Origin of the sequence: Nocardiopsis sp. FR4, assembly GCF_009830945.1 — a bacterium.
GTDB lineage: Bacteria > Actinomycetota > Actinomycetes > Streptosporangiales > Streptosporangiaceae > Nocardiopsis.
Genome location: NZ_VWVV01000013.1, coordinates 55,780 through 73,058 on the forward strand (window position 1 = coordinate 55,780; position 17,279 = coordinate 73,058).

Consider the following 17,279-nt stretch of genomic DNA (forward strand, 5'->3'; position numbering starts at 1 on the left):
CGGTGACCGAGACGGTGGTGTTTGCGGTCTGCGCCGTGGGCGCGGTCGCGTCCGGGGCCGCGGTGTTCGCGGTGGACTCCATGGCCCGGGCGACCTTCGCCCTGCTGGCCTCGTTCCTGTTCACCGGCACGGCGGTCCTGCTCCTGGGGCTGTCCTACCTGGGTGTGCTGGTGGTCCTCATGATGGTCATGGAGATGATGGTCATGGCCGTCTTCATGGTCATGTACATGATGAACCCGGCCGGGCTCATGCCGATGTCGATGGTGCACAACAGGAACGGCGCCCTGGCGGTGTCCGCCGGGGTGTTCCTGCTGCTGGCCGCGGGGGTCGTGCTCGTGCCCTGGCCGGAGGCGGGGGGAGCGCCCCCCGCCGACCCGGCGTTCGCGCTGGGCGAGGCGGTCATGGGGCGGCACATGCTGGTGATGATGCTCGTGGGCATGGTGCTGTTCGCGACCATGGTGGCCGCCACCGTGCTCGCCACCTCCCGGGGCCGCTACGACCGCTACGGCGACGACCTCCGGCGCGAGCACCCCGACGACCCGATCGGCGGGGGGCTGGGCCGATGATGCTGGAGGCCTACCTCCTGCTGGCGGCGGCCCTGTTCTCGGTGGGCCTGTTCGGCGCGCTCAGCCAGCAGTCCGTGGTCATGGTGATGATGGGCCTGGAGCTGATGGTCAACGCCGTCATCGTCACCGCGGCCGCCCTGTGGCTGTACACCTCGCCGCAGAGCCCCGACGGACAGGTCCTGGTCCTGGTCGCGGTCACCGCGATGGCGGTGGAGATGGCGATGGGCTTCGCCGTCACCACCGCGCTGTTCCGCGCGCGCGACGTCGACATGGTCGACATGGCCGCCGACCTCGCCGACCGCGGAGGCCCGGGTGACCACGGCGGTCACGGGGGCGGTGGTGAACGGTGACGGCAGCGCTGTGGGCGCTGGTGGGCGTACCCGCCGTGGCGGGCGCGGCCCTGCTGCTGTCGGGACGCCGGGCGGACGCGGTCGCCGCGCCCTGCGCCGTCGGCGCCCTCGCCCTGGCCCTGGCCGCGTCCGCCGCCGCGGCGGTGACCCGTCCGGGTACGGCCGTTCCGATGCTCGCGGGCGTCCCGGCGGGTCTGGCGGTGGACGGCCTGTCGGCGGTCGCGGTGCTCACCGTGTCCGCCGTCGCGCTGGCGGTCGTGCTCTTCGCCACCGCCGAGATCGGGGCCGACCAGGCGCGCGGGCGCTTCTTCGGCCTCATGCTGCTCTTCACCGCGGCGATGCTCACCGCGGTGACCGCCACCAACCTGTTCACTCTGCTCGCGGCGTGGGAGGTCATGGGCGCCCTCTCCTACGCCCTCATCGGCTACTGGTGGAAGGAGGCCTTCCGCGTCCGCTCGGCGACGCTGGCCTTCGTCACCACGCGGGCCGGGGACCTCGGCCTGTACCTGGCCGCGGGAGCGGCGCTGGCGGGGGGAGCCGAGGGCCTGCGGCTCTCCGGCCTGGCGGCGCTGGAGGGCGGATGGCGTGACGCGGCCGTGGCGGGCGTGGTCCTCGCGGCGCTGGGCAAGTCGGCGCAGCTGCCGTTCAGCTTCTGGCTCTCCCGGGCGATGGCCGGTCCCAGCCCGGTCTCGGCCCTCCTGCACTCGGCCACGATGGTCGCCGCCGGCGCCTACCTGCTGCTGCGGTCAGAACCCGCCCTGGCCGCCACGGGGTGGGCCGGGCCGGTCCTGGCCTGGACCGGGGCGGCGACCGCGCTGGCACTGGGAGCGGTGGCCCTGCACCAGTCCCGGCTCAAACAACTCCTCGCGGCCTCGACCGCCTCCCACATGGGGTTCGTCGTCCTGGCCGCGGGCGCGGGCGGTGTGGGCGGCGGCATGCTGCACTTCACCGCGCACGCCGCGGCCAAGAGCTCGCTGTTCCTGTGCGCCGGAGCATGGCTCGCGGCTCTGGGCACCCAGGAACTGCGCGACCTGCGCGGCGCGGCACGGCGCGTACCCTGGACCGGTGCCGCCTTCACGGTCGGCGCGCTGACGGTGGCCGGGCTGCCGCCGCTGCCGCTGTGGACTGCCAAGGACGAGACGCTCGCCGCGGCGCAGCAACTGGGCCCCGCCCTGTACGCGACCGGGCTGGCGGCGTCGGCGGTCAGCGCGGCCTACGCCGCCCGGGTGCTCGCCGTCGTCTGGTCCCCGGTGCGCGGGGAGGGCGCCCGGCCCGGCCCCGGCCGCCCGGATGCCGCCGAGGCGGTCCCGCTCGCCGCTCTGGCCGCCGCCGCGGTCGGCCTCGGCGCCATGGCCCTGCCCCCGGTGTCGCGGTGGTGGCACGTCCTGCTGGGGGCCGCGGAGGAACCCGGGCCCACGGCCGGCGGGACGGCCCTGTCGGGGCTGCTGGTCGCCTCGGTGGCCGGCGTGACGGCGTGGGCGGTGGTCCGGGAGCGCACCGCGCCCCTTCCCGGCCGGCGGCTGCTGGCGGGGTGGCTCGGTCTGGAGGCGGTGGCGCGCGCGCTGGTCGTGCGCCCCGTGGTCGTCCTCGCCCGGGCTCTGGCCGCCTTCGACGACCGCGTGGTCGCGGGCGGGGTACGTGGCGGCGTCCGCGCGGCCGCGTCACTGTCCGGCGGCCTGGCGGTGCTCGACGACCGGGTGCTCGCCCGGGGCGTGCGCTCCTGCGCCGGGCTGGTGGCGCGCGCCGCCTCGCTGGCCGGACGCCGGGGTGAGGCGGGCGCCGACGGGGCGGTGCGCTCGGTCGTCTCCGGCACCCGCGTGCTGGCCTCGTGGGCGCTGCGCCCCCAGACCGGCCTGCTGCACCAGTACTACGTCCAGGCCGTCGTCGCACTCGTGGTCCTGGCCGCCGTCGTCGTCCTGCTGAGGTGAGGCGTGCTCTCCGTCGTCGTGTTCCTTCCCCTGCTCACGGGCCTGGCGCTCCTGGCCCTCCCGCGTCCGCGTGACACGGTGGTCGCCTGGACCTGGGTCGGGGCGGCGGCCCTGGACCTGGTCCTCGTCCTCGGGCTGTGGGCGGCCTACCCGTCCGCCGTGCGCGCACCCGGCGTCGGCGGATCCGGACCGGCCTACGAGGAGCGGCTGCTGTGGATCCCCAGCGTCGGCGCGTCGTACCACGTCGGCGCCGACGGGATCTCCCTGCCGCTGATGGCGATGACGTCGGTGCTCTTCCTCGCGTGCGCGGTGTACTCGCTCCACCAGAGGAGGCGCGCCCGGGCCCACGCCGTCCTCTTCCTGTTCCTGCAGACGGTGTCCCTGGGGGTGTTCAGCGCCCTGGACCTGCTGCTGTTCTTCGTCTTCTTCGACCTGTCCATCGTGGGGATGTACTTCGTCATCGCCGGGTGGGGCCACGGGCGGCCCGCCCGCTCGGCGCTGCAGTTCTTCCTCTACACCTTCCTGGGGTCCCTGGCGCTGCTGCTGGGCTTCATCGGCCTGTACGCGGCCTCCGACCCGCGCACCTTCGACATGGTCGAACTGGCGGAGCAGACCCCGTTGGCGGGCGGGGGAGCGGCGGCCGGGCTGGTACTGCTGGCGGTCGGGACGGGCCTGGCGGTCAAGACGCCCACGGTGCCCTTCCACACCTGGCTGCCCCCGGCGCACACGGACGCGCCCGCGGCCGGCTCGGCGATCCTGGCCGGTGTGCTGCTGAAGATGGGCACCTACGGGTTCGTGCGGATCGCGATGCCGGTCCTGCCCGGGGCCTGGCGGGAGTACGCCATGGTCGCGGTGGTGGTCGGCGTGGTCTCGGTCCTCTACGGGGCGCTCGTCGCGCTCGCGCAGACCGACTTCAAGCGCATGGTCGCCTACACGTCCGTGAACCACATGGGGTACGTCCTGCTGGGCCTGGGCGCTGCGGGACTGGCCACGCGGCAGCAGGCCGACGCGGCGTCCCTGGCGGTCACCGGCGCCGTCACGCAGATGGTCAGCCACGGCCTGCTGACGGGCGCGCTGTTCCTGCTGGCCGGGGTGCTGCGCGCCCGCGGGGACAGCTACGACATGGGATCGTACGGCGGCCTGGCCGCGGGCGCGCCGCGCTTCGCCGCGCTGGCGGCGGTGGCCGCCTTCGGATCGCTGGGGCTGCCGGGCCTGTCGGGGTTCATCGCGGAGTTCCAGATCTTCGCGGGCAGCCTCGGAGCCGTCCCGGTGCCCACGGCCCTGGCGCTGCTGGGCGTCCTCGTCACGGCCGCCCTGCTGCTGCGGGCGCTGCAGCGGCTGTTCCTGGGCGGACCGGGGCCGCTCACCCCCCGGGTCGGCGACCTGTCCCTGCGCGAGACCGCAGCGATCGCTCCGCTGCTGGCCCTGTCCGTGCTCATCGGCCTGACGCCGCGCTTCCTGCTCGACCTGATCGCGCCGGCGGCCGACGCCGTCGCCGCCCTGGTCTCCGGGTGAGCGGCATGGAGATGACGGACCCGCTCTCCCTGCTGCCCGAGCTGGTCATGGCGCTCGCGGCGGTGGGCGCGCTCCTGCTCGGCAGCTGGACGCCCCGGGAACGGCAGGGGCGCGTCCGCCTGCTGGTGGTCGCGGCACTGCTGGCCGCGCTGGCCGCGGCACTGGCCGCCGCCGCGGCGCCCCCCTCCGGTTCGGGCGGCTACACGGTGGACACCGTCACACACGCGGTGCGCGTCACGGTGATCGCGGGCACCCTGGCGACGGTGCTCCTGGCCGCCGACTCCCCCGCCTCCCATCCGCGCGCGTCGGAGTTCCACGTCCTGTCGCTGCTCGCCGCCCTGGGAACGGTGGCACTGGCGGGCGCCGACGACCTGCTGGTGCTCGCCGCGGCCTACCTGCTGGCGAGCATCCCCCTCTACGCCCTGGTGGGCTTCGCCAAGGACGGCACGGGCACCGAGGCCGCCCTGAAGGTCTACCTGCTGGGCGCCCTGGCGGGGATCCTGCTGCTGACCGGGACCGCCCTGCTGCTGGGCGCGGGCGGCACGACCGGATACGCGGGCCTGGCCGACGCCCTGCCCGGGGCTCCCCGGGCCCTCGTCGGAACCGGTGCGGTCGCGGTGCTGGCGGGACTGCTGTTCAAAGCGGGAGGAGTGCCCGTCCACTTCTGGGTGCCCGACGTGGCCCAGGGCGCTCCGGCCCCCGTCGCCGCCTTCGTCACCACCGTGCCCAAGGTCGGCGCGCTGGCGGCCCTGTACCGCCTGGCGGACGGGGTCCTGCCCGGGTCGGCTCCGGACTGGGCCGTGCTGTTCGCGATCCTGGCCGCGGCGTCGATGACCCTGGGCAACCTGGCCGCCTTCCTCCAGACCGACGCGCGCCGCCTGCTGGGCTACTCCACGGTCAGCCAGGCGGGCTACCTGCTGATGGCCGCCGCGGCCGGCGGGGCGGAGCTCGCCCGGCCGGGCCTGCTGTTCTACCTGGGCGCCTACGCGGCGGCCAACCTAGGGGCGTTCGCGGTCGTGTGCGCCCTCGGCACCCGGACGCTGGAGGATCACCGGGGCCTCTTCCGCGATCGGCCCTGGCTCGCGCTGAGCCTGGTCGTGTGCCTGCTGGGGTTCGTGGGGACCCCGCCCACGGCGGTGTTCGTCGGCAAGCTCATCCTGTTCGCGGCAGCGCTGGAGGCGGGGCTGGGCTGGCTCATGGTGGTGGCCGCGGTGAACACCCTGGCCAGCCTCTTCTACTACCTGCGGTGGGTCCTGCCGCTCTTCTCCTCCCCGGAGGAGGCGGGGGCGCGGCAGCGGGGGGCCGCTCCGTGGAGCACCGGGGTCGCGGTCGCCGCGGCGGCGGTCTCCCTCGGCGCGGGGATCGCCGCAGGACCGGTCCTGGCGCTGCTGTGAGGGGTTCCGCGGCGGCCACGGGACGCGCGCGGTGGGGCGGAACCGGCTTCCGCCCCGCCGCGCGCGTGTTGCCGGCTCCGGGTCAACCCGTCCGGTAGCGTTCCGCGTCGGCCTCCCGGAGGGTGAGCCCGTGTCCCGGCCGGTCGGGATCCGGCCGCAGGACGCCCTCCGCCGGCGGGTCGGCGCCGTCGAAGAAGAGGGACTCGATGCGCACGTGGTCGTGGAACCACTCCACGTGGCGCAGGTTGGGCAGGGCCAGCACCGCGTGGCGGTGCAGGTAGGGGGCGCAGTGCGCGGAGACCTCCAGACCGTGCGCGGCGGCCACGGCCGCCGCTCGCCGCAGCTCCAGGACGCCGCCGCACCGGGTGATGTCCGCCTGGAGGCAGTCCACGGCCCCGGCCGCGCACATCCGCTGGAAGTAGGCCAGGTCGAAGCCGTACTCCCCGGCGGCCACGTCGGCGGTGACGGAGTCGCGCACCCGCCGCAGGCCGTCGAGGTCGTCGGAGGAGACGGGCTCCTCCAGCCAGCGCACGTCCAGGTCGGCCAGGGGGCCGGCCAACCGGATCGCCTGTTTGGCGGTGTAGCCGCCGTTGGCGTCGGCGAACAGCTCGGTCCCGGTTCCGACCGCCTCCCGGGCCAGGCGGAGCCGTTCCAGGTCGCGGTCCTCGCGCGCGCCCCACGACTCCCCGATCTTGACCTTGACCCTGGTGAAGCCCTGCCCGTGCACCCAGTGCTCCAGCTGTTCGCGCAGCACGTCGTCGGTGTAGCTGGTCAGGCCGCCGCTGCCGTACAGCGGCGCGCTCCGGTGGACGGCGCCGAGCAGCCGGTACAGGGGCAGGCCGAGCAGGCGCGCCTTGAGGTCCCACAGCGCGGTCTCGACGGCGGAGACGGCGTAGCCCGCCGCGCCCGGCCTGCCCGCGTTGCGCACGGCGCGGACCATGGCCTCCAGGGAGGCGGGGACGTCGAGCACGGGACGGCCCCGCACCCGGTCGGCGAGCAGGTCGCGGACGACGGAGGCGCAGGCGGCGGGCCCGTAGGTCCAGCCCAGCCCCTCGTGTCCGCCCCCGCTCACGCGGACGAGCACCATCGTGGTGGAGTCCCAGGTGAGCGTACCGTCCGCGGAGGGGCGGTCGGTGGGGACCGTGTAGACGGCCGCGCCCACCCCGCTGACGGACGGATCGGCCGCGTCCCGCATCATCATCTCCCCTCCTCGGGCTCGGGGACGCGGACGGAGGCGCGGCCCACGCGTTCGGCCGCCTCCCGCATCTCGTGCGCGTCGTAGGGGGGAACGCGGCGCGGGGGCGCGAAGCGGGTCGCGGCGCGCTCGGGCCGCTGCTCCGGCAGGGCGTCGCGCATGGCGAGGTCCAGCGCCTCGGCGAGGTGGACCGCCTCGCGTCCGGTACCGGCCTGCTCGATCTGGGTGCGGCAGCTGAACCCGTCGGCGAGCAGGACGGCCCCCCGGTCGGCCCCGCGCACGGCGGGCAGCAGACCCGACTCGGCGACGGCCATGGAGACCTCGTAGTGCCCCTCCTCGAAGCCGAAGTTGCCCGCCAGGCCGCAGCAGCCGACGTCGAGGACGTCCACGTCGGCGCCCGCGCGCTCCAGCAGGCGGGCGTCCTCCTCGAAGCCGAGGGCCGCGTGCTGGTGGCAGTGCGGCTGGGCGACGGCCGCCCGGCCCAGGCGGGGCGGATCCCAGTCGGGGGCGTACCGGTTGAGGAACTCCGAGAGCGTGAAGACCTGGGAGCGCAGCCGCTCGACGTCCTGGTCGTGCGGAAACAGCTCGGGTGCGTCGGCGCGGAAGACGGCCGTGCACGAGGGCTCCAGGCCGATGACGGGCGTACCCGAGCGGATGTCGTCGCGCAGGGTGGACACCGTGCGTTGCAGGACCCGGCGCGCGACGCCCAACTGGCCGGTGGAGATCCAGGTCAGTCCGCAGCACAGGGTCCGCGGCGGCACCCGGACTCGGAAACCCGCCGCCTCCAGGACCCGGACCGCCGCCGATCCGACGGCGGGGTGGAAGTTGTCGGTGAAGGTGTCCGGCCACAGGATCACCTCGCCGCGTTCACCGCCGCGCGAACCCCGTCTGCGCAGGGAGTCGCTGAAGCGGACCGGGGCGAACGGCGGCACCGGGCGCTGGGCCGCGACACCGCCGAGGCGCTTGCCCAGACGGGTCAGCAGCGGTCGGGAGCTCAGCGCGTTCACCAGCCCGGGCGCCAGGGAGGCGGCCCGGGCCCACACGGGGAGCCAGCCGAGGCTGTAGTGCGCGGCGGGACGCACACGCCCGGCGTGGTGGTGGGCGAGGAACTCGGCCTTGTAGGTGGCCATGTCGACGTTGACGGGGCAGTCGGTCTTGCACCCCTTGCAGGCCAGGCACAGGTCCAGGGCGTGGTCGACCTCCTCGGAGCGCCATCCGCCCTCGACCACGTCGCCTTCGAGCATCTCGAACAGGAGCCGGGCGCGGCCCCGGGTGGAGTGCTCCTCCTCCCGGGTGACCCGGTAGCTGGGGCACATGACCCCGCCGCTGTCCTTGCGGCACTCTCCCACGCCCACGCAGCGCAGGACGGCCCTGCTGAAGTCGGCGTCGTCGTGCGGGTAGCCGAAGTAGGTGTCGGTCGGGGCGGGCTGGTAGTCGGTGCCCAGCCGCAGGTCCTCGTCGAGCCGGCGGGGACCGCCGCCGTCGGGGGAGACGAGCTTGCCCGGGTTCATCCGGTCGTCGGGGTCGAAGATCCGCTTGACCTCGGAGAAGGCGGGCATCAGCTCCGGCCCGAACATCTTCGGCCACAGCTCCGCGCGGGACTGGCCGTCCCCGTGCTCGCCCGAGAGCGAACCGCCGTAGGAGACCACCAGGTCGGCGGCGCGTTCGACGAACCCCCGGAAGTCGGTGATCCCCTCGCGCGTGCGCAGGTCGAAGGGGATGCGCGTGTGCAGGCACCCGTGCCCGAAGTGCCCGTACAGGGAGGAGCGGTCCGCGAAGCCGAACTCCTCCATCAGCCTGTGCAGGTCGCGCAGGTAGTCCCCGAAGCGGTCGGGGGGCACCGCGGAGTCCTCCCAGCCCTCCCAGGTGTCGCGTTCGGCCGGGACCCGGGCCGTGGCGCCCAGGCCCGCCTCGCGCACCTTCCACATCTCGGCCACGTGTTCGGGGTCGTCGAAGACCCTGGTGTCCCCCGTGCTGCCGGAGGAGCGCACGGCGTCGGCGAAGTCCCGGGCACGGGAGGCGGCCTCCTCCCGGTTCTCCCCGCCGAACTGCACCATCAGCCAGCCGGGGCCCTCGGGCATCCGGGCCACCGCGTCGGGGTACAGGTGCTTGCGCCTCTCGTAGCCGATGAGCTTGTCGTCCAGCCCCTCCAGCGCGTAGGGCTCGTACTCCAGCACCTCGGGGACGGCGTCGGCGGCGGCGAAGATGTCGGAGTAGCCGCACACCGCCATCGCCATGGCCGCGGGTTCGGTGACCAGGCTCACCTCGGCGCGCAGGACCGTCACCAGGGTGCCCTCGGAGCCCACGAGCGCGGCGGCCAGGTCGAACCCGTTCTCGGGCAGCAGGGAGTCGAGGTTGTAGCCGGAGACGCGGCGGGGGATGTCGGGGAACCTGCGCCGGACGGCCGTGGCGTAGCGGTCCCGGACCCGGCGCAGGCCGCGGTAGATCTCGGCGCGGCGCCCGCCCTCGGCCACGATGCGCTCGTACTCCTCGTCGGAGGTGGGCCCCACCCACATCCGGCACCCGTCGTAGGTGAGCACCTCCAGCCGGAGCACGTTGTCCACGGTCTTGCCGTAGGCCTGCGCGCTGGACCCGCAGGAGTTGTTGCCGATCATGCCGCCGATCGTGCAGTGGCTGTGGGTGGAGGGGCTCGGGCCGAAGACCAGTCCCTCCTCCACCCGGCTCGTCCGCTCGTTGAGGTGGTCCAGGACGATGCCCGGTTCGACGACGGCGGTGCGCTCGTCGGGGTCGATGCTGAGCACGCGCGTGCAGTACTTGGACCAGTCGATCACGACCGCCGCGTTGCTGCACTGTCCCGCCAGGCTCGTGCCGCCGCCCCGGGAGAGCACGGGGGCGCCGTGTTCGCGGCACACCGCCACGGCCTCGGCCCCGGCCTCGACCGTGCGGGGCACGACGACCCCCACGGGGACCTGTCGGTAGTTGGACGCGGCCGTCGCGTAGGTGGCGAGCGAAGCCGTGTCGAAGCGGACCTCGCCGTCCACCCTCGCGGCGAGGTCGCGGGCGAGTGCCTCGGCGTCGACGCCGGTGACCGTCGGCGCGGATTCCCGCCGGGGCGTTGGCAGGTTCACGGCCTCTCGGGCCGTCCATTCCGTCGGCATGGTGTCCGTCCATCGGATCCGGGAACGCGGAAGGCGGCCTCCGCGGCGGACGCGGAGCCACCCGCCGCCCCTAACCGTCTCCGTTCCGACGAAACCTCGTGTCCGCGTCCCGTGGGACAGAGATGACGCGGCGATGACCCCGAAGGTGAATGACACCGAGAGCGGTCGGGTAGTCGCGGCAGCGAAGGGCTCCCGTGACCGGAGGAGACGGTGCGGGTGGACCCGCCCGCGGTAGCGGGCGGGGACGCCGCGAGCGCGGAGCCGATCACGGTGTCGATCCCAGGAGGGAAACGGTCATGGCGGAACTGGTGTCCGACTACGTACTGAAGCGTCTGCGGGAATGGGGGGTGGAGCACGTCTTCTCCTACGCGGGCGACGGCATCAACGGCCTGCTCGCGGCGTGGGACAGAGCCGAGAACAACCCCCGCTTCATCCAGTCCAGACACGAGGAGCTGGCGGCTTTCGAGGCCACCGGGTACGCCAAGTTCTCCGGCCGCGTGGGCGTGTGCGCGGCCACCTCCGGACCGGGGGCCATCCACCTGCTGAACGGCCTCTACGACGCCAAGCTCGACCACGTGCCGGTGGTGGCGATCATCGGCCAGACCGACCGCAGCGCGATGGGCGGCTCCTACCAGCAGGAGGTCGACCTGATGTCGCTGTACAAGGACGTGGCCAGCGACTACCTCCAGATGGTCACCGTTCCCGAGCAGCTGCCCAACGTGCTGGACCGGGCGTTCCGGATCGCCGCCAGCAGGCGGACGGTGACGGCCATCATCATTCCGGGCGACGTCCAGGAGCTGGAGTACTCCCCGCCCGAGCACGAGTTCAAGATGGTGCCCTCCAGCCTGGGGATGCCCGCACCGCAGTCCACCCCGTCCGCCGAGGGGCTGGCCCAGGCCGCCGAGATCCTCAACTCGGGCGAGCGCGTCGCGATGCTGATCGGCCAGGGCGCCAGGGGCGCGGCGGACGAGGTCGCGGAGATGGCCGACAAGCTCGGCGCCGGAGTGGCCAAGGCCCTCCTGGGCAAGGACGCGCTGCCCGACGACCTGCCCTTCGTCACCGGTGCGATCGGACTGCTGGGCACCCGGCCCTCCTACGAGCTGATGCGGGACTGCGACACCCTGCTCATGGTGGGCTCCAGCTTCCCCTACACCCAGTTCATGCCGGAGTTCGGCCAGGCGCGCGCCGTCCAGATCGACATCGACCCGGCCATGGTCGGTATGCGGTACCCGTTCGAGTGCAACCTGGTCGGCGACGCCGCCGAGACGCTGCGGATGCTGCTGCCTCTGGTCGACCGCAAGGCCGACCGCTCCTGGCGGGAGAAGGTCGAGGAGGACGTGAGGCGCTGGTACGAGGTGATGGAGCGGCGGGCCCACGTGGACGCCGACCCGGTCAACCCCGAGCGCGTCTTCCACGAGCTGTCGCCGATGCTGCCCGACGACGTCGTCGTGACCGCGGACTCGGGCTCGGTGGCCAACTGGTACGCGCGTCACCTGAAGTTCCGCAAGGGGATGCGCGGTTCCCTGTCGGGGACGCTGGCCACCATGTGCCCCGGCGCCCCGTACGCCACGGGGGCGAAGTTCGCCCACCCGGAACGTCCGGTGATCGCGTTCGTCGGCGACGGCGCCATGCAGATGAGCGGCCTCAACGAGCTGATCACCATCAACCACTACGCGAAGGAGTGGGACGACCCCCGGGTGATCATCGCCGTGCTGAACAACGGCGACCTCAACCAGGTGACGTGGGAGCTGCGCGCCATGGGCGACGCGCCCCAGTTCATCCCCTCCCAGCGCATCCCCGACTTCCCGTACGCCGGGTTCGCCGAGAGCATCGGGATGCTGGGGATCAAGGTCAACGACCCCGGCGACGTCCGGGGGGCGTGGGAGCGGGCGCTGGCCGCGGACCGGCCCTGCGTGGTCGAGTTCGTCACCGACCCGACCATCCCGCCGATCCCGCCGCACGCGACGCTGGAGCAGATGGAGAGCGTGGCCAAGGCCCTGGCCAAGGGCGACCCGGAGGCCTGGGATGTGGTCAAGCAGGGGGTCAAGTCCAAGGCCCAGGACTTCATCCCGGGCGGACGGTGACGGTGGCGTCGCGGGACCCGTCACGGTCCCGCGCACGTCCGTGAGATCGCGGCCGGGGCGGTGGTACGGTACCGCCCCGGCCGCGGAGCGAGGGAACGGAGGACCGGTTGGCCCTTCCCATCGAGGACTACGCGTTCCTGGGAAACATGGAGACCGCCGCCCTGGTCGGCGCGGACGGGAGCGTGGACTGGCTGTGCCTACCGCGGTTCGACTCGGGGGCCTGCTTCGCGGCGCTCCTGGGCGGCCCGGGAAACGGCCGCTGGACCATGGCCCCGGTCGGGGAGCACCGGATGTCGGCGCGCCGGTACCGGCCCGACAGCCTGGTCCTGGAGACCGAGTTCCGCTGCGCCGAGGGCACGGTGCGAGTCGTCGACTGCATGCCCGTGGGCACTCACCGCACGGGCATGGTGCGCCGTGTGGAGGGTGTGGAGGGACGCGTGCGCATGCGTTCCGAGGCGGTGGTGCGCTTCGACTACGGTTCGGTCGTGCCGTGGGTGCGCCGGGACGGGCGGCGGCTGCACCTCGTCGCCGGCCCCGACGACTGCTACCTGGACTCCGACGTGGAGTTCGGGTTCGGGCCGGGGGCGGATCCGGCCGCGGAGTTCACGATCGCGGCGGGGGACCGCGCGGACTTCGGCCTCACCTGGGTGCCGCCGCGCTCCCCGGAGCCGGAACCGTTCGACGTCGGTGCGGTCATCGCGCACACGGACCTGTTCTGGCGGGGGTGGGCGTCCCGGTGCGGCTACGAGGGCCGGTACCGCGACGCGGTCGTCAGGTCCCTGATCACCCTCAAGGCCCTGACACACGCCCCGGGCGGCGGCATGGTGGCCGCCGCCACCGCCTCGCTGCCCGAGCAGCTCGGCGGCGTGCGCAACTGGGACTACAGGTACTGCTGGCTGCGCGACGCGACGCTGACCCTGCTCACCCTCCTGGAGTCCGGGTACACGGAGGCGGCCGTCGCGTGGCGCGAGTGGCTGCTGCGCGCCGTCGCGGGCGAGCCCGCGCAGATGCGGATCATGTACGGCATCGAGGGGGAGCGCAGGCTGCCCGAACTGGAGCTGGAGTGGCTCTCCGGCTACGAGGGGTCCGTCCCCGTCAGGATCGGCAACGAGGCGGCCCGCCAGTGGCAGCTCGACGTCTACGGCGAGGTGATGGACGTCTTCCACCAGTCCAGGATCCACGGGATCCCGCCCCAGGAGCCGGCCTGGCGGCTCCAGCGCTCCCTGATGGACTTCCTGGAGTCGCACTGGCGCGACCCCGACAACGGGATCTGGGAGATGCGCGGTCCCCGGAGGCAGTTCACGCACTCCAAGATCATGGCGTGGACCGCCGTGGACCGAGCCGTCAAGGGGATCGAGATGTTCGGGCTGGAGGGCCCGGTGAACGACTGGCGGCGCCTGCGCGAGGAGATCTTCCGGGACGTGTGCGCGAACGGCTACGACGCCGAGCGCCGCACCTTCACCCAGTACTACGGGTCCTCGTCCCTGGACGCCGCGCTGCTGATGACCAGCAGCGTGGGGTTCCTCCCCGCCACCGACGAACGCATGAGGGGGACCGTGGCGGCCGTCCAACGCGAGCTGTGCCGCGACGGCCTGGTGCAGCGCTACTCCATGGAGGAGGCGACGCGGCGGGTGGACGGCCTCCCGCCGGGCGAGGGCGTGTTCCTGCCCTGCACCTTCTGGCTCGCCGACAACCTCATCATGCAGGGCCGCGCCGAGGAGGGCAGGGACCGCTTCGAGCACCTGCTGTCCCTGCGCAACGACCTGGGGCTGCTGTCTGAGGAGTACGACCCCGACACCGGAAGGCTGATCGGCAACTTCCCCCAGGCCCTGTCCCACATCGCCCTGGTCGACACCGCCTTCGAACTGGAGCGGGGCCGCCGCGGTCCGTCGCGGCAGAGGTCGGGGACCGGGGGGCGGGTGACCGCGCCGCGGGACCGACGAGTCGACGAGTCGACATGACGACGGGGCGACAGGTCGGCGAACCGGCCTGTCGCCCCGCGCGGGCGCGCTACGGCGTGGGGTCGGGGTCGGTGCCCTCCACGTGCAGGTCGACCCCCTTGGGCTCCTTGACCAACGAGACGCCGGCGAAGGAGACCGCGGCGAGCACGACGATGTAGGCGCCGATGGACCACGAGGCCCCGGTCTCGGTGAGCAGGAGTTCGGCGATCATGGGCGCGAAGGCGCCGCCGAGGATCGCGCCGAGGGCGTAACCGATGGAGACGCCGGAGTAGCGGATCTCGGCCGGGAACATCTCCGCGTACAGGGCCGACTGGGGTCCGTAGCTGAAGCCGAGGGTCAGCGTGAAGACGAGCAGGCCCACGAAGTACAGGTAGATGTTGGCGGTGTCGACCAGGAACCACATCGGCACCGCCCAGGCTGCCAGCAGCACGTAGCCGAGCTGGAAGGTCCGCACCCGGCCGAGCCTGTCGCTCAGGATGCCGCCGTACAGCGTGGAGGCGAGCCAGCCGAACGAGGCGAGGGTGGTGGCCAGCAGCACGGGGCCGCGTTCCATGCCCAGGCCGAACTCCTCCACCGGCCGGGAGGCGTAGGTGGCCAGGTAGGCGATGACGAGGTACCCGGCGGCGTTGTTGGCGACGAAGATCAGCGCCGACAGCACCACCTCGCGGCTGTTGCGGCGCAGCAGTCGGCCCAGGGGCGCGGAGGCCTGCGCCCGGCGCTTCTGCATCAGCTGGAAGACGGGCGACTCCTCGACCGACTTGCGGATGAGGTGGCCGACGATGATCAGCACGAAGGAGAGCAGGAAGGGGATGCGCCAGCCCCAGGCCAGGAACGCGTCAGCGCCGATGGTGGCGGTGAGCACCCACACGACGAAGGTCGCCAGGATCATGCCGCAGGGGACGCCGATCTGGGGGTAGGCGCCGAAGAAGCCGCGTTTGCTGACCGGCGCGTGCTCCACCGACATCAGCGCCGCGCCGCCCCACTCGCCGCCCGCGGAGAAGCCCTGGGCGATGCGCAGCAGGATCAGCAGGACGGGCGCGGCCACGCCGATCTGGGCGTAGGTGGGCAGGACGCCGATGAGGAAGGTGGCCAGGCCCATCATGACGAGGGTCCCCACCAGGACCCGCTTGCGGCCGAACCGGTCCCCGAGGGCACCGGCGACGATCGCGCCGAGGGGGCGGAAGAGGAAGGAGATGCCGATCGTCGCGAAGGACAGCACCTGGGCCAGCGCGGGGTTGGCACCGGAGAGCGGGGCCAGGAAGAGGGGGGCGAGCACCAGGCCCGCGGCCTGGGCGTAGATGAAGAAGTCGTACCACTCGATGGTGGTTCCGACCATGGTGCCCGCGAGGACGCGGCGCCGTTCCCTGGTGTCGGCGGCGCCGGCCGGCTGGGTGGCCGGGGGATCGGAATGTGCCATGGGTGCTCCGTATGTTCTCTGCCGACCGGGGTCGGGTTCCTCTCGCGGCTCCCGGCCGGGGCGGCCACGACGGTGGGGCCTCCCGTCCCCCGGAGCCGCACGCGGCGACGGGGGCGACCATCGGCCTGAGCCTCAGGACACCATGCCATGTGACTCAGGGCACTTTCTACACCGGGGGCGGTTTTTCGCAGCTCGGAGCGCATGTACCAACCGAACGGTCGGTTAGATGGAGGGCACTTTCAGTGGCGTGGGCCTCGTGACCAGCCATGATCGGCCGCTGTCGGCGAATCGACATGTCACCGGGTCGACCCGGAGGTGCGCCCGGGTCCGCGCGAAGCGTCCGAGATCAGTTAGGCACAGGCGAAGACGTCCCGTTAACAGCAGGCCGACATGCAAGACTATTCATGACGGTGTGATCCATAACACTCACCCTTCGCGTCGTAGGCCCGACAGCCGCACCCCCGGGAGTCAGCACATGTCCTCCAGCATCGGACTGGCCGAAGCCATCGGCCGGCTGCGTCAGGAACTCGACACCGCGAGGAAGGAGGGTGAGGGCCACGAGATCGGCATCGAGGTCGTCGAGGCCGAGGTCGAGTTCCTCCTGGAACTGCACAAGGAGGGCTCGGGGAAGGCCGGGGTGAACTTCGGCGTGGTCTCCGCGGGCGCGGACGGCCGGGTCGGCGCCCACGGCGTAGAGGATCCACGCGCTGACCATGGAGCCGACCGTCGCGCAGAACAGGGCGAGGGCGAAGTTCATCTCCCCGGAGTAGGCGAGGTAACCGGCGACCGGCAGGACGAGCTCGCTGGGCACCGGGGGGAAAGCGTCTCGATGGCGGGGGCGAGGCCGACGCCCACCTCCCCCAGTGCGGAGATCAGACTCAGGACCCAGCCGATGAACCCCTCGTATTCCTCATGGGACGTCGGTGTGATCGTGTTGAGCGAAGGCACCGACAGGACAGCGGGCATCATGGGTGCCTTGCATGGTTCGAGGAATCCGTGGCGAGGCCGAGAAAAGGCCGCCGCCGAAACGCCCCGCGTCGGGGTACACGGAAAGATCACTGAGCTTCTCCTCTTTCCGAGCACGGGAGGAACACCTGCTCCCCTTCCTGCGACGACCGGCGTGCCGGCGGCGGTGTCCCCGCCACGGGACGTGGCTGTGGAGGCTTGTTTCTCCTGATGGTGAAATCAATACAAAAGGGACCAACGGCCGGGGAGGAGAAGGCCTTTTCCCACTCCCGGGTTTTGTCGAGCCGCCCGCCTCGGCCGGTCTGGACGACGACCGGTCCCACTTCGCACACGGGTCGGACCACGGCTCACGGAACCCCGGAGGCACGGGTTCCCCGCCGACTGGCCCCGGGCCCACCGGGTGGCCGCCGCGGAACTCCCGGAGCTTATGGGCGTACCCCGTCCGAGCGGGGAGGGGCGGCTACGGTCGGGTCGACATGGCGATTCGGTCCGTTGTCGACTTGGCGTTTCGTCGGTACCGCCCGGCGCCGGGGGAGTGCGCTTCTGACAGGGACGCCGTGGGCCCCAGGGGCAAATGAGGGCCGAAAGAGGAAGAGCCCCGCTCTCCTTATGGGAGAACAAGGCTCTGAACTACACAAACCGTGTGGGCGTACCAGGACTTGAACCTGGGGCCTCATCCTTATCAGCGATCATCCGACCGCTGGAACGACCTGTCACGAGACTCCCCGAAACGGGCTTACCCCTGTTGAGCGGCTTTCTGCCGTTCGCCAAGTGACGCCGGGTG

11 protein-coding genes are annotated in these 17,279 nt (G+C 72.7%); 8 read left to right on the forward strand and 3 right to left on the reverse strand.

Annotation, left to right across the window (positions count from 1 at the left end; all coding sequences use genetic code 11):
* Window positions 1-2: 2 nt before the first annotated feature.
* From FYW95_RS14200 to FYW95_RS14220, 5 genes are read left to right on the forward strand one after another with little or no spacing between them, the layout of a single operon-like run.
* Complete coding sequence (locus tag FYW95_RS14200) at window positions 3-566, forward strand: NADH-quinone oxidoreductase subunit J (RefSeq protein ID WP_159943304.1); 564 nt, start codon at window positions 3-5, stop codon at window positions 564-566.
* On the forward strand, window positions 563-916 hold the full coding sequence (nuoK, locus tag FYW95_RS14205) for an NADH-quinone oxidoreductase subunit NuoK (protein WP_159943305.1): 354 nt from the start codon (window positions 563-565) through the stop codon (window positions 914-916). Before FYW95_RS14200 ends, nuoK begins: the two co-directional genes overlap by 4 nt.
* Entirely contained in the window at window positions 913-2,844 is a 1,932-nt protein-coding gene (locus tag FYW95_RS14210) for a proton-conducting transporter transmembrane domain-containing protein (protein WP_159943306.1), read from the forward strand. The genes nuoK and FYW95_RS14210 overlap by 4 nt, the downstream gene beginning before the upstream one ends.
* A 3-nt stretch (window positions 2,845-2,847) precedes the next feature.
* Entirely contained in the window at window positions 2,848-4,359 is a 1,512-nt protein-coding gene (locus FYW95_RS14215) for a complex I subunit 4 family protein (RefSeq protein WP_160050408.1), read from the forward strand.
* 5 nt (window positions 4,360-4,364) lie between these two features.
* Window positions 4,365-5,753: an NADH-quinone oxidoreductase subunit N gene (locus tag FYW95_RS14220; RefSeq protein WP_160050409.1), complete on the forward strand. Its 1,389-nt coding sequence runs from the start codon at window positions 4,365-4,367 to the stop codon at window positions 5,751-5,753.
* 82 nt (window positions 5,754-5,835) lie between these two features.
* Here FYW95_RS14220 and FYW95_RS14225 read toward each other — a convergent pair whose 3' ends face one another.
* Together FYW95_RS14225 and FYW95_RS14230 are read right to left on the reverse strand one after the other, a co-directional pair.
* Window positions 5,836-6,954, reverse strand: a complete 1,119-nt coding sequence (locus tag FYW95_RS14225) for an enolase C-terminal domain-like protein (protein WP_236572188.1) — start codon at window positions 6,952-6,954, stop codon at window positions 5,836-5,838.
* A complete protein-coding gene (locus tag FYW95_RS14230; protein ID WP_159943309.1) occupies window positions 6,951-10,067 on the reverse strand; it encodes an FAD-binding and (Fe-S)-binding domain-containing protein in 3,117 nt (1,038 codons plus the stop codon). The genes FYW95_RS14225 and FYW95_RS14230 overlap by 4 nt, the downstream gene beginning before the upstream one ends.
* A 296-nt stretch (window positions 10,068-10,363) precedes the next feature.
* Between FYW95_RS14230 and FYW95_RS14235 the strand changes: the two genes are divergently transcribed.
* Together FYW95_RS14235 and FYW95_RS14240 are read left to right on the forward strand one after the other, a co-directional pair.
* Window positions 10,364-12,151, forward strand: a complete 1,788-nt coding sequence (locus FYW95_RS14235) for a thiamine pyrophosphate-requiring protein (RefSeq protein ID WP_159943310.1) — start codon at window positions 10,364-10,366, stop codon at window positions 12,149-12,151.
* Window positions 12,152-12,258: 107 nt separating this feature from the next.
* On the forward strand, window positions 12,259-14,112 hold the full coding sequence (locus tag FYW95_RS14240) for a glycoside hydrolase family 15 protein (protein ID WP_159943311.1): 1,854 nt from the start codon (window positions 12,259-12,261) through the stop codon (window positions 14,110-14,112).
* 49 nt (window positions 14,113-14,161) lie between these two features.
* On the opposite strand, the gene FYW95_RS14245 is transcribed toward FYW95_RS14240, so the two are convergent.
* On the reverse strand, window positions 14,162-15,529 hold the full coding sequence (locus FYW95_RS14245; protein ID WP_159943312.1) for an MFS transporter: 1,368 nt from the start codon (window positions 15,527-15,529) through the stop codon (window positions 14,162-14,164).
* Window positions 15,530-16,004: 475 nt separating this feature from the next.
* Here FYW95_RS14245 and FYW95_RS27725 point away from each other — a divergent pair, with 475 nt between their 5' ends.
* Window positions 16,005-16,706, forward strand: coding sequence for a trypco2 family protein (locus tag FYW95_RS27725; protein ID WP_201294858.1), 702 nt, complete (start codon window positions 16,005-16,007; stop codon window positions 16,704-16,706).
* Window positions 16,707-17,279: the final 573 nt, after the last annotated feature.

Excerpts from the sequence above, each read along its gene's own strand:
- FYW95_RS27725 (WP_201294858.1), top strand. The coding sequence starts at position 16,005 with ATGTCCTCCAGCATCGGACTGGCCGAAGCCATCGGCCGGCTGCGTCAG.
- FYW95_RS14220 (WP_160050409.1), top strand. The coding sequence starts at position 4,365 with ATGGAGATGACGGACCCGCTCTCCCTGCTGCCCGAGCTGGTCATGGCG.
- FYW95_RS14230 (WP_159943309.1), bottom strand. The coding sequence starts at position 10,067 with ATGCCGACGGAATGGACGGCCCGAGAGGCCGTGAACCTGCCAACGCCC.
- FYW95_RS14225 (WP_236572188.1), bottom strand. The coding sequence starts at position 6,954 with ATGATGATGCGGGACGCGGCCGATCCGTCCGTCAGCGGGGTGGGCGCG.
- FYW95_RS14245 (WP_159943312.1), bottom strand. The coding sequence starts at position 15,529 with ATGGCACATTCCGATCCCCCGGCCACCCAGCCGGCCGGCGCCGCCGAC.
- FYW95_RS14235 (WP_159943310.1), top strand. The coding sequence starts at position 10,364 with ATGGCGGAACTGGTGTCCGACTACGTACTGAAGCGTCTGCGGGAATGG.
- nuoK (WP_159943305.1), top strand. The coding sequence starts at position 563 with ATGATGCTGGAGGCCTACCTCCTGCTGGCGGCGGCCCTGTTCTCGGTG.